The sequence below is a fragment of the Aureimonas sp. Leaf324 genome, from assembly GCF_001423245.1.
Taxonomy (GTDB): Bacteria; Pseudomonadota; Alphaproteobacteria; order Rhizobiales; family Rhizobiaceae; genus Aureimonas.
Window position 1 is genome coordinate 320,043 of record NZ_LMOH01000026.1, and the last position, 16,901, is coordinate 336,943.

15 protein-coding genes are annotated in these 16,901 nt (G+C 71.8%); 5 read left to right on the plus strand and 10 right to left on the minus strand.

The annotated features are described in order from the left end of the window. The first annotated feature begins 70 nt into the window (after window positions 1-70). On the plus strand, window positions 71-1,105 hold the full coding sequence (locus ASF65_RS16665; protein WP_055891553.1) for an LLM class flavin-dependent oxidoreductase: 1,035 nt from the start codon (window positions 71-73) through the stop codon (window positions 1,103-1,105). A gap of 8 nt (window positions 1,106-1,113) precedes the next feature. Here the strand turns inward: ASF65_RS16665 and ASF65_RS16670 are convergent, their stop codons facing one another. After that, window positions 1,114-1,344: a hypothetical protein gene (locus ASF65_RS16670; RefSeq protein WP_055891556.1), complete on the minus strand. Its 231-nt coding sequence runs from the start codon at window positions 1,342-1,344 to the stop codon at window positions 1,114-1,116. 339 nt (window positions 1,345-1,683) lie between these two features. Between ASF65_RS16670 and ASF65_RS16675 the strand changes: the two genes are divergently transcribed. Beyond that, window positions 1,684-3,411, plus strand: a complete 1,728-nt coding sequence (locus ASF65_RS16675; RefSeq protein ID WP_055891559.1) for an HWE histidine kinase domain-containing protein — start codon at window positions 1,684-1,686, stop codon at window positions 3,409-3,411. A gap of 4 nt (window positions 3,412-3,415) precedes the next feature. Here ASF65_RS16675 and ASF65_RS16680 read toward each other — a convergent pair whose 3' ends face one another. Both ASF65_RS16680 and ASF65_RS16685 read right to left on the minus strand, forming a co-directional pair. Further along, entirely contained in the window at window positions 3,416-4,774 is a 1,359-nt protein-coding gene (locus ASF65_RS16680; RefSeq protein WP_055891561.1) for an HlyD family type I secretion periplasmic adaptor subunit, read from the minus strand. Beyond that, window positions 4,771-6,504 (minus strand): ATP-binding cassette domain-containing protein, encoded by a 1,734-nt coding sequence (locus ASF65_RS16685; RefSeq protein WP_055891564.1) that lies wholly within the window; start codon window positions 6,502-6,504, stop codon window positions 4,771-4,773. Before ASF65_RS16685 ends, ASF65_RS16680 begins: the two co-directional genes overlap by 4 nt. A gap of 349 nt (window positions 6,505-6,853) precedes the next feature. On the opposite strand from ASF65_RS16685, the gene ASF65_RS16690 reads away from it, so the two are divergent. Genes ASF65_RS16690 through ASF65_RS21040 form a run of 3 tightly spaced genes read left to right on the plus strand, consistent with a single transcriptional unit; the run spans window position 6,854 to window position 8,602 of the window. Next, on the plus strand, window positions 6,854-7,954 hold the full coding sequence (locus ASF65_RS16690; protein ID WP_055891567.1) for a hypothetical protein: 1,101 nt from the start codon (window positions 6,854-6,856) through the stop codon (window positions 7,952-7,954). 53 nt (window positions 7,955-8,007) lie between these two features. Beyond that, window positions 8,008-8,268, plus strand: a complete 261-nt coding sequence (locus ASF65_RS16695) for a BrnT family toxin (protein ID WP_055891571.1) — start codon at window positions 8,008-8,010, stop codon at window positions 8,266-8,268. Beyond that, window positions 8,252-8,602: a BrnA antitoxin family protein gene (locus tag ASF65_RS21040; RefSeq protein ID WP_156369352.1), complete on the plus strand. Its 351-nt coding sequence runs from the start codon at window positions 8,252-8,254 to the stop codon at window positions 8,600-8,602. Before ASF65_RS16695 ends, ASF65_RS21040 begins: the two co-directional genes overlap by 17 nt. Here ASF65_RS21040 and ASF65_RS16700 read toward each other — a convergent pair. From ASF65_RS16700 to ASF65_RS16730, 7 genes are all read right to left on the minus strand, one after another. Beyond that, complete coding sequence (locus ASF65_RS16700) at window positions 8,568-9,698, minus strand: polysaccharide pyruvyl transferase family protein (RefSeq protein WP_055891574.1); 1,131 nt, start codon at window positions 9,696-9,698, stop codon at window positions 8,568-8,570. The two genes, ASF65_RS21040 and ASF65_RS16700, sit on opposite strands and share 35 nt — an antisense overlap. A gap of 85 nt (window positions 9,699-9,783) precedes the next feature. Next, window positions 9,784-11,052 (minus strand): glycosyltransferase, encoded by a 1,269-nt coding sequence (locus ASF65_RS16705; protein ID WP_082505781.1) that lies wholly within the window; start codon window positions 11,050-11,052, stop codon window positions 9,784-9,786. Next, window positions 11,049-11,951, minus strand: a complete 903-nt coding sequence (locus tag ASF65_RS16710) for a SapC family protein (RefSeq protein WP_055891576.1) — start codon at window positions 11,949-11,951, stop codon at window positions 11,049-11,051. Before ASF65_RS16710 ends, ASF65_RS16705 begins: the two co-directional genes overlap by 4 nt. Then, entirely contained in the window at window positions 11,948-12,670 is a 723-nt protein-coding gene (locus ASF65_RS16715) for a SapC family protein (protein ID WP_055891579.1), read from the minus strand. Before ASF65_RS16715 ends, ASF65_RS16710 begins: the two co-directional genes overlap by 4 nt. Beyond that, a complete protein-coding gene (locus ASF65_RS16720) occupies window positions 12,667-13,506 on the minus strand; it encodes a hypothetical protein (protein ID WP_055891582.1) in 840 nt (279 codons plus the stop codon). The genes ASF65_RS16715 and ASF65_RS16720 overlap by 4 nt, the downstream gene beginning before the upstream one ends. Continuing rightward, entirely contained in the window at window positions 13,503-14,798 is a 1,296-nt protein-coding gene (locus tag ASF65_RS16725; RefSeq protein WP_055891584.1) for a glycosyltransferase family 4 protein, read from the minus strand. Before ASF65_RS16725 ends, ASF65_RS16720 begins: the two co-directional genes overlap by 4 nt. Continuing rightward, window positions 14,795-16,882 carry a hypothetical protein gene (locus ASF65_RS16730; protein ID WP_055891587.1) on the minus strand — a complete coding sequence of 696 codons (2,088 nt, stop codon included), beginning with the start codon at window positions 16,880-16,882 and terminating at the stop codon, window positions 14,795-14,797. Before ASF65_RS16730 ends, ASF65_RS16725 begins: the two co-directional genes overlap by 4 nt. Window positions 16,883-16,901 lie beyond the last annotated feature (19 nt).

The following is a 16,901-nucleotide window of genomic DNA, read 5'->3' on the forward strand; positions in this document are numbered from 1 at the left end:
TCCTCGCGCGCCCGCCCGGTCTAGAAGCGGGACGACGCGTCGACGACGCCCGGTCCCTGGAAAGATCCCCATGAGCGCATCCCTCGAACTCGGGCTCGACACGTTCGGCGACGTCACGCGCGGCGACGACGGCGCGGAGAAGTCCCACGCCGCGGTGATCCGCGACGTCGTGGAGGAAGGCGTCATGGCGGAGGAGGTCGGCCTCGACTTCTTCGGCATCGGCGAGCACCACCGCGCCGACTTCGCCGTCTCGGCACCCGAGACGGTGCTGGCGGCGCTCGCCGCGCGCACCCGCCGCATCCGCCTCGGCTCGGCCGTCACCGTCCTCTCCTCGGACGATCCGGTCCGCGTGTTCCAGCGCTTCTCGACCCTCGACGCCCTGTCGAACGGGCGCGCCGAGGTGATCCTCGGGCGCGGCTCCTTCACCGAATCCTTTCCCCTCTTCGGCCTTCCCCTCGCCGACTACGAGCGCTTGTTCGGCGAGAAGCTCGACCTCTTCGCCGCGCTCCTCAAAGGGGGACCGGTGGCGTGGCAGGGATCGGTGCGCCCGCCGCTCGACGCGCCGGGCATCTATCCGTCGGTGGAGGGCGAGGGCTTCAGGACCTGGATCGGCGTCGGCGGCAGCCCGGAATCGGTGGTGCGCGCGGCGCGCTACGGCCTGCCGATGATGCTGGCGATCATCGGCGGGGCGCCCGGCCGCTTCCGCCCCTATGCCGACCTTTATGCGCGGGCGCTGGCCGAGATGGGCCGCGAGGCGCTGCCGCTCGGCGTCCATTCGCCGGGCTACGTCGCCGACACGGACGCGGCCGCGCGCGCCGAGTTCTTCGACGACTACCGCGCCATGCACGCGAGGATCGGGGCCGAGCGCGGCTGGCCGCCCTTGGAGCGCGCAGCCTTCGAGCGCGAGATAGAGCACGGCTCGCTCTATGTCGGTTCGCCCGAGACCGTGGCACGCAAGATCGCCGCCACCGCTTCGGCGCTCAGCCTCACCCGTTTCGACCTGAAATACAGCGCCGGCCCGCTGCCGCACGCGCGGCTGATGCGCTGCATCGAGCTCTACGGCCGCGAGGTGGCGCCGCGCGTGCGCGAGCTCCTCGCGGCCTGACGATCTCGTCAGTCGACACCCTGCCGGCGCGCGCCCTTCAGCATCCGGCACGCGATCGCGCGTACCGCCTCGTCGTCCTTGGTGCCGTCGCGGGCGGGGTCGCCGAGGTGGTCGAGACTGCCCTCCACGAAGTCGAGGAGGCCGGGATGGCGGTCCTCGACATATTCGATCAGCTTGAACAGAACGTGTTCGACCGCGATCTCGCGGCGGCGGGCCTCAACGGCGGTGTCGTCGGTCATCGGCTTCTCCTTCGAAAGCCTTCCAACGCGCCGCCGGGCGATTGGTTGACCTCCCGCGGCACGAGACCCGTGCGGCGCGCGCGTCCATCGCGGCGAGCACCCTCGCCATCGATCGGGTGACGGCTATCTATCGGCCCGGCGTCCAAGACCGGAGGCTGACCTCGTCGCCGATTCCTGTTCGCGACGAACAATCGAAGGCAGACCGTTAGCGATGCGCAGGCCCGGCCCCGTTGGATGCGAGCTCTCCCGAGGTCCCGCAGGCGTTGCCGCCCCGAAGGGGACGGCGTACCGCCGCGACCGCCGGACGACGCCGCGCAGGTCCGGCCGGGGCGGCGCGCCGTGACGCCGGGCGCGGACGACGCACCGCCCGTATCGCCCGAGACGGCCCGGAAGCGACCCTTCACCCTTCCGATCCGCTGGCACCTCGTCCTGTTCGTGTCGCTCGTGCTGGTGCCGCAGATCGCGCTCGGCCTGTGCCTCGGCTGGTGGTACTCACAGGCCGAGCACAAGCGCCTGGAACAGGGGGCCGTGGCGGCGGCGGCGGCGGTCAGCGACCAGCTCGACCGCGAACTCGAATCGATGAAGGCGGCGCTGCTCGCGCTCGCCACCTCGCCCAATGCCACGGCCGCCGATTTTCCAGCGCTCCGCGCGCAGGCCGAGACCCTCCTGACGCCGCGCAAAGCCATGCTGGCGGTTCGCGACCGCGACCACCGGCATCTTCTCAACACGCTCGCGCCGGAGGGGCAGCCGCTGCCCCAGAACCTCGACCCGGTCCTCGTGGCCTCGGACGAGCGCGTCTTCGCCACCGGCCGGCCGGGCGTTTCCGACCTGTTCAAGAGCCCCTTGTCCGAGGGGCTTTTCACCGCGGTGATCGTGCCGCTCGCCACGAACGGGGAGACCCGCTACGCCATGAGCATGGCGCTCCGGCCGAACGCGATCCTCGACATCCTCGTGCGCACGCGCCTTCCCAAGGACTGGGTGATCACGGTGCTCGACACCAACGACCGCGTGGTCGCCCGCTCGCGTGAACAGACGCGCTTTCTCGGCGAGCGTCCGCCCATGCCCCTGCTGCAGGAGTTCACCGGCCGGCGGGCGGGCGTGATCCAGAGCGCGACGGGACTCGACGGAACGCGGCAGTTCATCGCCTTCAACACGCTGGATACGAGCGACTGGCGGGTCGTCGTGGGGGTGCCCGTGGCCGCGCTGAACGCCCCGTTCCGCATTCTCGTCGGCACGCTCGCCGCCATCGCGCTGCTCGCGCTGGGAAGCTCGGTGGTGCTCGCACGGCTTTATTCGATGCGCCTCGTGCGCGAGGTCACCTCGCTCCAGGCGATGGCAGCAGTCACCGGCAGCGGCGCGATGGCCGAGCGCCGTCCCGGCCGCGTCAGCGAACTCGAGGACATCGCCGAAGCCCTGCGCGCCTCCGACGCCTCGCTGGTCGAGCGCAACCGGACGCGCGACCTTCTCCTCTCCGAGCTGAACCACCGCGTCCGCAACACGCTCACCGTGCTGCTCTCGGTGGTGAACCACACGATCCGCTCCGGCGGCGACGACGCGATGGCCGAGAAGACCTCGGGCCGCATCATGGCCCTGTCGCGCGCCCACGATCTCCTCAGCCACGCCGAATGGTCGCCTGTCAGCCTCACCGATCTCGTGCGGCGCACGAGCGAGGAGGAAGGCTTCCCCGTCGCCTTCGAGGGACCGGACATCCGGCTCCGGGCCGAAGCGGTCGCGCCGGTGGCCCAGGTGTTGCACGAGCTGTCCGTGAACCAGTGCCGCCACGGGGGTGCGGGCGAGCGTCAGGTGGTGTTCCGGACAGCCATCGAGGACGAGGGCGTGCGTCTCGCCTGGATCGTGCGCGGGGCGCCGGGCGACCGCCTCGGTCTGCCGGGCTTCGGCCTCCGGCTGGTGCGCCTCTGCCTGGAGCGTCAACTCTTCGGCCGGATCGAGCGGCTCGACGCGGCGGGACTGGAAGCGGTCGTGCCGCACGCTTTTCTGTCGGGCGAGGGTCTGTCGAGCGAGCCGTTCTTCGCCGCCCGCTGGCGGGGCGCCGGGCCGCAGGCCTGACGTTTCAGCGCTCGCGCAGCGACTGCTCGACGTTCTTCAGGACGGGCTCGATCAGGTATTCCAGCACCGTGCGGCCTTCGGTCGGGATCACCACCGAGGCGTCCATGCCCGCCACCAGCCGGGCGCGCACGTCGGCGGGAAGCGTGGCGTCGTCGATCTCGACCTCGGCGGCATAGGCCGGGGGCTGGCCGGGATCGCTCGCGGCGACCGTGTCGCGCGACAGGGCGACGAGCGTCCCTGAAACCTTCTCGCGCCGGAACTTCATGAGCGAACCCGGATGCACCTCGACCGTCATGCCCTCGTGCACGCGGTCGATCTCGCTCGGCGGAATGCGCACGCGCACCCGCATCTCCTCGCCCTCCGGCACGACCTCGAGGATCGTCTCGCCCGGCCGCACGATGCCGCCGACCGTGAACTGGCGCGACGCCTGAACCGTGCCGGCGACCGGCGAGCGGATGGTGGAGCGGGCGAGCATGTCGAGCGCGACCTGCCGCTCCTGGCGCAGCGAGGCGATCTGGCGCCCCGTCTCGATGAGCTTGGCCGACGCCTCCTGCCGATAGTCCTTGCGCAGCGCCTCGCGCTTCAGGTCGATCTCGGCGAGCTTGTCGAGCCCCTTCTGCTCGTCGTTGCGGCTCTTGCGGATCGTGCCCTCGAACTGCGCCTTCTGGCGCTCCAGCGTGGTGAGACGGCTGAGCGCCACCAGGCCCTTGTCGAAGAGCGGCTTCACGCTCTTCAGCTCGCGCCCGATGCTGGCCAGCTGGTCGGAGGCGGCTTGCGCGTCGAGCTTGGTCTGGGCGATGTCGTTGCGGGCCTGCCTGCCTTGCGTGTCGAGGAGTTCCAGCGAGCCGGCGAGCACCTGCCGGCGCTCCTCGAATTCGCGGTAGTTGTCCTGCAGCTCGCCGCCGTCGAGCCCGCGCATCAGGCTCGCGGCCTCCTCGGGCAGGACCATGTAGTCGGCCATGTCGCGCTGGGCGACGAGGCGGGCCTCCGTCGCGAGCGCGCCGGCGAGCGCCTGCGCGGCCGCGGCGGCGGCCGCCTGCGAGCGCGTCGTGTCGAGCCGGAGGAGGACCTGGCCCGCCTCCACCCGGTCGCCGTCGCGCGCCAGGATCTCCTCGACGATGCCGCCCTCCAGATGCTGGACGCTCTGGCGATGCGATTCCACCGCGAAGGTGCCGGCCGTGACGACGGCCGAGTTCACGTGGGCGAAGGCCGCCCAGCCGCCGGCGAGCCCCACCGACAGGCCGAGCACGATCCAGCCGGTGCGCAGCGAGCCGCGCCAGTTGGTGTCGGGCGCGGGGGCCGCGACGAGCGGCGCGGCGGCGGGGGTCGTTGCGGAACCGAGGGCCGGGCCGAGCGCGCTCATCCGCCGGTCCCGGTGCGCGGCAGGTCGAGGACGGGCGGCGCGGGCGCGTCGCGGAAGCGCGGCAGGCGGTTGAAGATTCGCTCGCGCGCGCCGATCGCCTGCACCACGCCCTCGTTGAGGACGAGGAGATCGTCGCAGAAGCCGAGAAGGCTGATGCGGTGCGAGACCACGATAACCGCCGCGCCGTCGTCGCGCAGGCGCTGCATGGTGCGGCCGAGCACCTGCTCGGCGCCGGCGTCGAGGTTGGAGTTCGGCTCGTCCAGCACCACGAGGCGCGGGCGGCCGTAGACCGCGCGCGCCAGCGCCACGCGCTGGCGCTGGCCGCCGGACAGGACATGGCCGCCGGGGCCGCCGAGCCGCGTCGCGTAACCGTCGGCGAGACCGCGCAGGATGTCGTGGATGCCGGCGAGCTCCACCGCCTGGAGGATCGCCTCGCTGGTGGCGTGCGGGTCGAAGCGCGCGATGTTCTCGGCGATCGTGCCCGGCAGGAACTCGACGTCCTGCGGCACGTAGCCGATATGGCGGCCGAGTTCGTCCGGGTCCCAGTGCGACAGGTCCTGCTCGCCGAAGACGATCGTACCGCGCGCCGGCTTCCAGATGCCGGTGACGAGGCGCGACAGGCAGGACTTGCCCGCCCCGCTCGGGCCGACGACGCCGAGAATCCGGCCCGGCTCCAGCGTGAACGACACGTCGTTGATCACCGGCCGGTTCATCGAGGGCGGACCGCCGACGAGGCGCGAGACCTTCAGCGCGCCGGAGGGGCGCGGCAGCGACAGGGGATGCGGGCTCGCCTCGATGCCGCGCAGGAGCGCGTCGAGGCGGCGGGCGGCCGAGGCGAAGGACTGGATCTGGCTCCAGTTGTTGATGATGTGCTGGAGCGGCCCCTGCGCGCGCATCATCACCATCAGGACCACGAAGAGGACTGAGAGCTGGATGCGGTCCGAGAGGAACAGGAAGCCGCCGAGCCCGTAGACCACGATCATCTGGGCGTTCTGCACCATGCGCGGCACGAGGCCGATCTGGGCGGCGCGTGCCTGGGCGAGGCCCCGCCAGCCGAGCCCGTCGCGATGCAGCGCGTACCAGCGCTCGGCGAGCGCCGGCAGCATGCCCATGACGCGCAGCGCCTCGGCGTTGCGAGACACGGCGAGACCGAACTCGTTGGCCTCGAGGTCGAGCCGCTGGGCCGAGGCGAGATGCGCCGACACCCAGTAGTGCGTCGCCACCGAGGCCGCCGCCGAGAAGGCGAGGAGCCCGAGCATCAGGAAGCCGAAGGCGGCGTTGATGAAGAACATGGCCAGCACAAAGAGCGGCGACCAGAACGCGTCGATCATCGCCGACAGCGACGGCCCGCACAGGAAGCGGCGCACGGTCTGGAGGTCGGCGAGCGCCTGGGCGGCCGGTGCGCCGGCGCGCCCCTGCGCCCGGTTCACCGCGTCGAAGCAGACGCGCGTCAGGCGCTCGTCGATGACGAGGCCCATGCGCTCCAGCACCTGGCCGCGAATCTGCTCCATGATCGTGTAGGTCGCCGCGACCACGGCGGCGATCAGGAGGAGCGTAATGAGGGTCGAGGCGTTGCGGCTCGTCCCGACGCGCTCCACGATGCTCATCGGCACGACCGACATGGCCATGAACAGGAAGGGCAGGAAGAAGCCGAAGGCGAAGAGGTTGAGGTAGCCGAAGGACAGGGAGCGGACGATCGCGACGAGCGGCGAGGACAGGACGGGCTTCAATCCGCACCCCTCCCGCCGGCAAGGCGCGGCAAGGCCTCCGGCGCGCCTGCCGCGCCGTCGCCTCCCGCCCCCTGGCGCTTCCCGGTTCTCCGGGGATCGCGCATGGCCCGTTCCTTTCCGGCCTGCCGTCGTGGCATGACGATCGGGATCAAAGCCGCCCGCCGCCCGTTCCCTCCCGGCAGGCGCGGACGAACCGCAACGCCGGACATTCGACGAAAAATGGCACGGGGGGAGTAAAGCTCTGTTTAAAAAGGCAGCCACGACCCGGCGCCGCCCGTCCGGGGCCGTTCGCGGAACGCTGGCGGCCGGTCTCGTCGCGGGAGCCCTGCCCGCCGCCGGCGCAGGCGAGTTGCCGGCCCTGCGCATCACCGCCCGCCCGAGCGAGGAGCGCCTCGTCTTCGACCACGATCGCGACGCCTGCGAGACCTGGGACATCCCCGATACGCCGACGCGCGCCTATCGCGACGCGTCGGGCACGATCCACGTTTTCCAGAGCCATCACCGGGCGCGGGCGCTCGCGGGGCCGGACTTCGCCTCGCTGCGCCATTCCTGCCGCGTCGCCTTCGAGGGCGCCGGGCGGGACGACCCCGCCTCCTTCGACAATCGCAGCTGGATCGCCAGCACCTTCACGCCGGACGGGCGCACGGTGCACGCCGTCGTCCACGACGAATACCGCGGTCACGAGACCGGCGCCTGCGAGGCGGACGAGGCCGACGCCTGCTGGTACAACACGCTGACCGCCGCGATCTCGCACGACGGCGGCGCGACCTTCCGGCCGGCCGAGCCGCGCCTCGTCGCCGCCCTGCCCCGCCGCGCCGAGGACACGCAAGGGCGCCGCGCCGGCCTCTTCGAGCCGACCAACATCGTGGCGATCACCGGGGGCTTCGCGATGATGGCGAACGTCGTCGCGCCCGCGCCCTGGCCGTCCGGCAACTGCCTCCTGCGCACCGACGACCTCGCCGACGCCACGCGCTGGCGGGGCTGGGCGGACGGCGCCTATCGCGTCCGCTTCGAGGACCCCTACCGCGCCGACGTCGATCCCGGAGCGCATCTCTGCGAGCCGATCGACCCGGCCGCCCTGCCCTGGCCGGTGACGAGCCTGACCCGCCACGAGGGCTCCGGGCTCTGGATCGCCACGATGAAGGGCCGCCGCGCTGACCAAGCCGGCATCGAGCGCACCGGCGTGTTCTTTTCCACCAGCCCCGACCTCCTCCACTGGCAGGGCCCGGCGCTGCTCCTCAAGGCGCCGCTGATGGGCAGCGGCACCCCTTGCGCGCCCGACTGGCCGATCGGCTATCCCGCCCTCGTCGACCCGGCGAGCCCCGACCGCAACTTCACCGGCGTCGGCGACCGCGCGCTGCTGACCTTCGTGCGCGCCCGCCTCGACGGCTGCGAGGTCGGCCCCGACCGCGACATCGTGGCCGTGCCGGTGGAGATCGAGGGGCGATAGGGCCGCCGCTTGCGACCTTGCCCCGCCAACATAAAACTCGTATATACGAACCGATGCAGATCGTCTGGGACGAGCATAAGCGCGAGATCAATCTCGCCAAACACGGTTTGGATTTCGCCGATCTCGACGTCTACTTCTTTGCTTCCGCGACGCTTCTGCCTGCTCATACCGGACGGCGGCGAGCCATAGGCTGGATGGATGGAATGCTCGTCGTATCGGTCGTCTTCCAGCCTCTGGGGAGTCAGGCGCTTTCGGTTGTCAGCCTTCGTCCCGCGTCCAAGAATGAGAGACTGCGACATGAGCAAGGACTTTGACCCCGTTCACGCCGCCGCCCATGGGTATACGCGAGCCGATTGGGACGACGTGAGTGACAACCCGGAATGGACGGACGACGATTTCGCCCGCGCCAAGCCTTTTTCCGAAGAGATGCCCGAACTTTACGCCAGCATCGTCGAGACGCTTCGCAAGCGTGGCCCCGCGCGCACGAAGACGCCCATCTCCATTCGTCTGGACGACGACTTGGTGGACAAGCTGCGTGCGTCCGGTCCCGGCTGGCAGAGCCGCGTCAACGATGCCTTGCGACGGTGGATCGACGACGCGCCTTCGGCCGGCCTCACATCCGCGTCTTCACGCCGTTCTTCTCGATGAAGGCCTTCATCCGGTCGTAGCGCTCGGGGAAAAGCTGGGAGAAGCGGGCGAAGCGCGCAGGCGCGAGCGCGTCGGCGAGCGTCTGGCGCTCGAATTCGCCGGGTGTGTAGATCGGCAGGTCAAAGGTCTCGGCGAGTTCGCGCGAGCGCGTGTCGTAGGAGAAGAGGACGCCCGGCACGCCCATCGCGACGGCCGGCAGCACCGCGTGGACGCGGTAGCCGAGCGCGGCGTCGAACTGGGGCGCGTAGACGTCGTAGTCGCCCGGCGCGCCGACATAGTAGAGGCGCTGCTCATAGAGCGCCTTGAGGCGGGCGCCGGTCACCTCGTCGAACCAGCCTTCCGCCACGAGCTTGGCGGTGGCCCGGTCCTTGTGGAGCGGCGCGCGGAAGAAGAAGGCCTTCTCCTCCGGCTCGCCGTGGCAGGAGAGGTAGAGGTCGGCGGCGAGGTCGAGCTTGGCGATGATGCGCTTCTGCGTCGCCTGGAACTCGGCCGGATCGACCGCATAGGTCGAGCCGACCTCGCGGCGCAGCGAGAAGGTCACGCGCTTCGGGCCGTCCTCGCGGTGGCGCAGCGCCATGGCGCGGTCGCGGGCTCGGAACAGGGACGGGCAGCCGATGATCTCGAGATTGTGGATGCCGTTGCGGTGGAGCGTCTCGGCCGAGAACGCGCCGCGCACCCCGATCGTCGCGCGCTCGGCGATCATCTGCCATAGGCGGCGCCCCTCCGGCGGCAGCACGACCGGCCGCTCGGTCTCGGCCTGCGCGCCGACGCCGATGCACAGGACCGGCAGGTCCAGCGCCTCCAGCCATTGCGGGAAATGGCCCCAGTCCATCGCCTCGTGGATGTAGTTGGAGCCGCGCAGGAGGATGAAGTCGCAGCGCTCCTTGATCCGGCGCACGCCTTCCTCGGTGACCGGCTCGTCGATGTTGAGCGAGTGGCCCTCGGTATAGTCGACGAGACGCAGCGTCGAATCGTACACGCAGATGTCGCCGGTGTTGTAGTAGTCCTCCAGCGTGTTGCGGAAGGGGACGTCGAACCACACGGCCTCGTGGTTGTTGAGCCGCCGGCCGGAATACTTCACCAGGGCTGCGCGCATGGGATTCAACCTTTGCTCATGGTCGTGCGGAGGACGAAAGTCGGCCGACAGCATCGTCGCAAAACCTTAAAACTCGATGGGCCGCTCACGCCGCGCCGAAGAGGCCGGGCTCGAAGGCGGGAGCGGCAAGGCGGGGAGCGACGGTCGGCGCGTGGATGAGGCGCATGGCCTGCGGAACGCAGACGCCGGCCATGTCGTAGCGGGTCACCACGGTGCGGCGGGCGGCGGCCCGCATCGCCTCGTAGCGCTCGGGCTCGGCCAGCACCTTCGTCACGGCGCCCGCCAGCGCCTTCGGATCGTGGAAGGGCACGAGCAGGCCGTTCCGCCCGTCGATCACCTCGCGCACCGGCGGCGTGTCCGAAGCGATCATCGCGCAGCCCGTCGCCATCGCCTCGAGGCACGACCAGGAGAGGACGAAGGGATAGGTGAGATAGACGTGGGCGCGCGAGACCTTGAGGACGTCGAGATAGCGCGCGAAGGGCAGGTGCCCGAGGAAGTGGACGCGGTTGAGGTCGATCTCGCCGGCCACCTCGTTGAGGAAGATGCGGTGCCAGCTGTCGCCCGACGGCGGGCGCTGCCCGTAGCTCACGTCGAAGCCGCCGACGACGAGCACGCGCGCCTCCGGCCGGCGTTTCAGAATCTCCGGCAGCGCGCGGCAGAAGACGTGGTAGCCGCGGAGCGGCTCGAGGTTGCGTGCGACGAAGGTCACGGTTTCCTCGCCGGCGCGCAAGGTCGTGCCGTCGTCGAGCCGGAGCGTCGCGGCGGGGTCGGGCGCGACGAGGCGCGTGTCGACGCCTTCGTGCACGGTGCGGATCTTCGGCCGGAACTCGGCGGGGAAGGTCGAGCGCTGCCAGAGCGTCGGCGACAGGGCGATGTCGCAGTCGGCAAGCGCCAGAAGGCTCGCGGCGTTGCGCGCGTGGAGGCCGACCAGCCCGTCGAGGCCGAGTTCGGGAAACTCCGGGTCGAAGTTCACGTCGGACTCGCGCGGTCGGTAGAAGTACTCGCAATAGACCACGAGGCGCGCGTCCGGAAACACGGCGCGCAGCGGCATGGCCTCGCCCCAGCCGGAATGGGCGACGACGATGTCGGGCGTGAAGCCCGAGGCGCGCAGCATGGTGGCGACGTAGAGGGCCTGCTCGGCGCGGCGCGCCTCGCCGTCGAAGCGCCGCGCGAAGGGGTGGGTCGCGGCGAGCGAGCCGGCGGGCAGCGTGTAGCGATGGAGGGTGACGCCGGGCAGCGGGCGCGAGCCCTCGGCGCCGATCGCGCGCACCTCGTTCTTCGGGTCGGCGCCGAGATGCAGCGCGAGATGCCGGAACTGGGCCGGAAAGTTGTTATGGACGAAGAGGTACTTCATGCCGCGGCCGCCGACGGGCGCCCGGCGGCCCGCTCCTCCCCGTCTTGAACCGGCGGCGGCGCTGCGAAGTCCGACAGGTCGCCGATCGCCAGGATGTCGAAGAGGTCGCTGCCGTCGAGCGCGAAGTTCATCGCCTCGAGGCTCGCCAGAACAACGTCGGCGGGCTCGGCAAGGCGCGGTCCCGCCTCGGCCGTGGGTCGGCCGGGCGCGGCGCGCTCGGGCGCCTGCGGCAGCCGCTCGGGGCGGAAGTGGCGGCGCGAGAAGACGAGAGCGCCCGCCAGATCCAGCGGCAGGAAGGAGCGCGTGGCGAGAGCCGCCGCCGCGCCGTCGTCGAGGGCGGCGAGCCGCGCGGCATCCACCGTGAGATCGGCGGCCGGCTGCCCGGCGGGATCGCGCAGCGGCACGAGGACGCCCGCGATGCGCAAGAGTTCCAGCGCCGCCGACAGCTTCACCGCCCCGGTCCGCATCGCGATGAGGGCGTTGCGGATCGCCGCCATCTCGCCGGACAGGGTGCCGGCGGCCGGGTCGGAGCAGACCGGCATGCCCCAGGGGCCGACGAGCCCGGCATCGGCGACGACGTCGATCTCGTCGATCGGGCGCCCGCCGCGGCGGTTCGACAGCACGAAGGGATGGGTGCGCATCGCCAGCGGCCGGTAGCCGGCCTGCCACTGGCCCTGCCCGTCCACCGCCGGGCGCCGCAGGAAGGCAGGGTGGACGAGGGCGCCGAGGCGCGGCATGCCGCCGAGCATGCGCACGGCGAGCGGCAGGTGATGGGCGGTGAGATGGAACTCGGTGTCGTTGACCGGCACCCAGGCGAGCGCCGCTGCGAAGCCGAAATGCTCCGGCGGGCGGAAGCTCGCGCCTGCCATCGCGGACAGGGGGGTGAGCGTCAGCGTCATCGCGGCGCACTCGTGCCGGCGCTCGCACGGGCGGCGGTGAGGAGGGCTGCGGCGCGAAACAGCGACAGGCGGTGCAGCGACAGGAGCCGGGCGGCCGCCATGCCGAAGCGGGCGACGACGGGTTCGAGGCGCGGCGTGTCGAAGGCGCCGGCCTGAACCACGGCAAGACCCTCGATGTCGCAGGCGCGCCCGTGGCCGAGGTCGAAGCACAGCGGCCAGGGCTCGAGGAGGCCGAGTTCGCCGAGCATCCGGCCGAGGGCGGAGGTGCGCGGGAAATCGCGCTCGAAGAGCGACAGGGCGCGCAGGCGGAGTTCGGCGCCCTTGGTCAGGCGTCCGTCGGCCGTGGTGATCGGCGCGCCGGCATCCGTCGGCAGGTCGGCCCCGGCGACGTCGAGAAGGCGCGGATTGTCGCTCTCGCGCGGCGGGCCGGACGGGAACACGAACGGGTAGGCCTGAAGAAGCAGCGGCAGGAGCGGTAGCGCGTCGGCGGTGCCCGGCGCAAAGCCCGAGCCGTCCTCCTGGAGCGAGCGCAGGACCACGAGGCGCGGCCCCTCCTCGCCCCGCTGCCAGACCACGGGGAAGGCGGAGGCGAGGCGCTCGGCTTCCGCGGCGACGATCGGCACGAGGCCCGCCTGGCGCGGCAGCGGATAGGAGAAGGGCGAATAGATGCGCGCGACCATGCGCTCGCCGGTCAGCGGCTCGGCGCGCTCGGAGATCATCGGCGCTCCTCCGGCCGGCACGGCACGAAGGCGGTGAACGGCAGGGCGGCGTCGCCGGCGCGAAAGCCGATCGTGGCGTCGAGGTCGAGAAGAAGGAGCGTGCGCCCGCCGAACGCGTATTCGAGCCCGGCGCCCGCGCCCGCCGCCTCGCCGCCGAGATGGGAGCCCTCCACGAGGTCGATCCGGCGATCGCCGGTCGCCCAGAGGCCGATGACCGGCGGGGCATGCGGGAAGGCCTCGCGCACCGCGCTTCGCATCGCGGGAAGCTCGTGCCCTCGCACCTCGTCGCGGATCTCGCAGTCGATCGCCGTCTGGAGATAGAGTTCGAGAAGCTCGGCGGCGTGGAGGGCCACCTCGTCGCAGACGCCTCGCGCGTCGCGCCCGCGGCGCTCGACGGCGAGCGTCATGGGATGGGCGCCGAAGCGCGCAAGGCCGCGCAGCGCATCGTGCTGCGCCTGCGCCAGCCAGCCGCGCCCGAGCATCCAGGACAGGGCGGCGGGGTCGCGCCCCTGCCGGCGCCGGTCCTCGGTCAGCGCCTCGCGCGGGGCGAGCGCGGTGGAGCCCTGCTTCAGGAGCAGCGTGCCGCCGTCGAGGCGCACGTCGAGGACGCGCGGATCCTGGCCGGGCGCGAGCGCCACGGGAAAGCCGAAGCCGACGAAACCGTCGCCGAGTCCGGCATCGGCGAGATCCTGACGGAACAGATCGACCCGCCCGCCGCCGACGCACTGGTCGTCGTGGAAAGCGAGCACCGTCGCGCCGCGCAGCGCGAGCCGGTCGCAATGGATCCAGCCCTCGACGCGCGAGCGCGTGGCGAGGTCGATATGGCCGCGGATCACTCGGCCGCCTCGAGCGGCGGCAGGACGCGCTCCTCGCGCCAGCCGAAGGCCTCGCAGTAGCGCCGCGCCATCTCGGCCGCCGAGATCACCGGCGGCAGGCCGGCGCGCAGGACCGCCGCGTTGTTCGGATCGGCGGCGAGCCGCAGCGCGCGAAGGAGGTCGGCCGCGTCGCCGAGCCGGAAGTGAAGGCCGGCCACGCCGTCCGGCACCTTTTCGGCCATGCCGCCGATGCCGGTGCAGATCACCGGCGCGCCGGCGCCGAAGGCCTCCTGGATCACGACGGGCGAGTTCTCCCACCACTTCGACGGGATCACGACATAGTCGCACTCGCTCATCAGCCGGTGCACCGAGCGGTTGTCGTAGGCGCCGGCATAGGTGAGGAACGGGTGGGCCTTGAGGCTCTTCTCGAAGCGCTCGGTGAACTCGGGGCCCTGGCCGATCAGGTTGCCGTGGATGCGAAGGCGCATCGTGCCGGCCAGCGCCTTGTCGGCGGCGATCAGGTCGGCGGCGTCGAGCAGCACGTCGACGCCCTTGAACGGGTTGATCTGGCCGAAGAAGCCGAAGGTCCAGCTCTTGTCGCGCTTGGGGTTGCGCATCGGCTCGGCGGGCGCGAGCAGGCCGTTCTCGATCACGCTCATACGCCCCGAATCGAGACCCCAGTCGGTGAAGCGGTCGGCGAGGAACCGGCTCGGCGAGACGAAGCCGTCGAAGTCGCCGAAGCTGTCGAGCATCGTGTCGCGGCGCATCGCGAACTGCGAGCGCAGATGCTCGGGGAAGCAGGTCGCGCAGGCCTCGTTGGACGCGCTCTCGCACAGGATGCGCGCCTGGCGCGTGATCATCTGGCCGTGGTTCTGGCAGATCGCCAGGAACTCGTGGATCGTCAGATACGTGCGCATGCCCGGCATCGACTTGACGGCGCGCAGGGCCCCGAGGCCGAGATGGTAGAAGTGGTGGAAGTTGACGAGCCCGACGCCCTCGCGCCCAAGAATCTCGACGAGCTGGTCGGTCACCGAACGCGGCGCGAGGTGATAGAAATGGTCGTAGCGCTCGGCGTCGTGGAAGACGGCGAACTCGTTCTCGTCGGCAAAGGCGAGGCGGTGGCGCGTCGAGGACGCGCAGGCGCCGATATAGATCGCGTCGACCCCGATCTGCCGCAGGCCCCGGAACAGCGCATAGGCCGAGATCTCGGCTCCGCCCTTCGACAGCGACGGGTGGCTGTGGGAGACGACGGCGACCCGCGGCCGGGCGGCGGCCGGGCCGGCGTGAGAGACGTTGAGATTGGCGGGGATCATGCGGCCTCGCTTCCCCGACCGGCGAGAAGGTCGGCGTCGATCATGTCGGCGAGCCGCGAGGCGGCGGTGCGCTCGATGCGCATGGCGGACGCCGGGTGGGCGCGGTCGCGCGCCGGCGAGACCGGCAGGCCGCTGTCGCCGTAGAGCCCGCGCGTCAGCGCCGGGGCGTCGGCCGCATGGGCGAGGAACGCCGCCGTGCTCCACCCGAAGCAGGCCGCGCCAAAAGCGCCGTCGACGCGGTCCGGCCGCCCGGCATCGTCGAGGACCTCGAACCGGTCGAGCCCGTGGCCGCGTCGTAGAAGGCTTGCCGCGGCGGCACGCCAGCCGGCCGCGTTGAGGACGAGCCCGCGCCCGACATGGACGAAGCGCTCCGGCGACAGCGCCTGAAGCACGAAGGGCAACTCCGACAGAATGTCGTGGCCGTGGGGCACCACGAGGAGCGACAGGGGCGCCTCGGTGCCGGCGCGAAGCTCCTCGAAGCGCATCAGCGCCTCGGCCCGGCCGCGTCCCTGGTCGGCGACGATGCAGACGCCCGCGCCGGGGCCGAGTTCGGGCAGGTGCCGGGCCAGCCGATCGTAGACGAGGTTGAGGTTCCCCACCTCGCCCGGCAAGCGCACGACGACGAGCCGCTCGCACGGGGCCGCGCGAAGCTTTGCCGGCTCACGACGCAGGTTGCCGAGGTTGCGGCGCTGCGCGGCGAGGAACGCATCCCAGAAGGGCTCGTGACGGATCGCGGGAAACAGCGTCAGGAGCTCTTCGCCATCCGCCACGGGATCGAGGCGGCGCAGGAGCTTGGGCTCGATGCGCAGGACCGCCCCCGTGCCGTCGTCGTGGACGATGCGCAGAAGCGGCGCGCCGGCGGCGTCCGGCGGCAGCGCGCCCTGGAGCACGGTCGAGAAGCCGGCGCGCGCCGTGGTGCCGCCGCCGCCGAAGACCGACGCAAGGTCGGGCCGCGGGCGAAAGCTCGTCGAGCCTTCGCCCGCGGCCAGCACGCAGTCGCCGACGCGCATCTGGAAGGTCTCGATGCGCTTGGCGGGGCTGACCGCCCAGCCGTCCGCAAAGCAGCCGAAGCCCGGCACCATCAGGAGCTTGTCGATCCCGCCCTCCGTCGCCATGCCGGCGGCACTCGCGTTGCCCGCCATCCAGTTGCCGCCGGCATGGAGGACGGCGGCCAGCGCCTCGGCATGGCCGCCGATCGACAGCGCTTGCGCCTGCGCGAAGGCAGCGGCGAAGGCGTCGGCCTTCAGGACGCGCGTATAGGCACCGTAGCGCAGGTGAAACTGGGCGCCTGCCCCGAGATAGACGAAGCCGTCGCGCAGCGTCGGCGGCGGCTGCCAGCTGGTGTCGAGAAGACCGACGACGCCGACGCAGGTGGAGTTGAGGTCGGGCCGCTCGTAGCGCAGCACCGCGCCGCCCGCGGGCAGCTTGTCGCGGTCGGCGACCACGGCGGGAAAGTCGATGTCGGCGCCGCGCTTCATCCAGCCGACGAACCAGACCTGACCATCGGTGGCCGCATGCAGGGCGTCGATCTGGCCGACCTCGTTGTCGGAGATCGGACGCAGCGGCCGGTCGCGCAGCGCCAGCGCCTCGGCGCGCAATCCGGCCAGCCGGCGCAGCATCCGGTCGCCGCGCGTCTCGCCAACGGCCCCGGCGGTGAGGCCAGCCACCAGCCCTTGGCGCCAGGCGGCGACGAGTTCGCCGACCGTCGGGTCGCGCCCGCCCGGCGGCATCAGGCGCACGTCGGTGCCCGCCACCCGCACGCCGACGCGAAGCGCGGCGCGGCGCGGCGACAGGCGCGCGAGCCGCGCGAAGACGTCGGGCCCGAAGCGGAAGGCGGCCTGCGTGGTGCGGCCGAGGCGCAGATCGCTCGGCGGATGGGCAAGGCCGGTCGCACCGAGCGCGAAGGCGTCGTCGCCGACCGTCAGCTCGAGGTCCGTCGCCGCCTCCGGCACGTCCACCGAGAGCACCCACCCCGACACGCCGTGTCCCGCCTCGAGGCGCTCGATGCGCCCGCACCAGCGCCCGGCCTCGTGGTCCACGAGATCGCTCGCCGCGTAGGCGGACAGGGGAAGGACGTGCAGCATGGGCAGGGGACGCTACTTC

Excerpts from the sequence above, each read along its gene's own strand:
- ASF65_RS16695 (WP_055891571.1), top strand. The coding sequence starts at position 8,008 with ATGCAGATCGTCTGGGACGAGCATAAGCGCGAGATCAATCTCGCCAAA.
- ASF65_RS16725 (WP_055891584.1), bottom strand. The coding sequence starts at position 14,798 with ATGATCCCCGCCAATCTCAACGTCTCTCACGCCGGCCCGGCCGCCGCC.
- ASF65_RS16680 (WP_055891561.1), bottom strand. The coding sequence starts at position 4,774 with ATGAGCGCGCTCGGCCCGGCCCTCGGTTCCGCAACGACCCCCGCCGCC.
- ASF65_RS16710 (WP_055891576.1), bottom strand. The coding sequence starts at position 11,951 with ATGACGCTGACGCTCACCCCCCTGTCCGCGATGGCAGGCGCGAGCTTC.
- ASF65_RS16715 (WP_055891579.1), bottom strand. The coding sequence starts at position 12,670 with ATGATCTCCGAGCGCGCCGAGCCGCTGACCGGCGAGCGCATGGTCGCG.
- ASF65_RS16730 (WP_055891587.1), bottom strand. The coding sequence starts at position 16,882 with ATGCTGCACGTCCTTCCCCTGTCCGCCTACGCGGCGAGCGATCTCGTG.
- ASF65_RS16670 (WP_055891556.1), bottom strand. The coding sequence starts at position 1,344 with ATGACCGACGACACCGCCGTTGAGGCCCGCCGCCGCGAGATCGCGGTC.
- ASF65_RS16665 (WP_055891553.1), top strand. The coding sequence starts at position 71 with ATGAGCGCATCCCTCGAACTCGGGCTCGACACGTTCGGCGACGTCACG.
- ASF65_RS21040 (WP_156369352.1), top strand. The coding sequence starts at position 8,252 with ATGAGCAAGGACTTTGACCCCGTTCACGCCGCCGCCCATGGGTATACG.
- ASF65_RS16700 (WP_055891574.1), bottom strand. The coding sequence starts at position 9,698 with ATGCGCGCAGCCCTGGTGAAGTATTCCGGCCGGCGGCTCAACAACCAC.
- ASF65_RS16705 (WP_082505781.1), bottom strand. The coding sequence starts at position 11,052 with ATGAAGTACCTCTTCGTCCATAACAACTTTCCGGCCCAGTTCCGGCAT.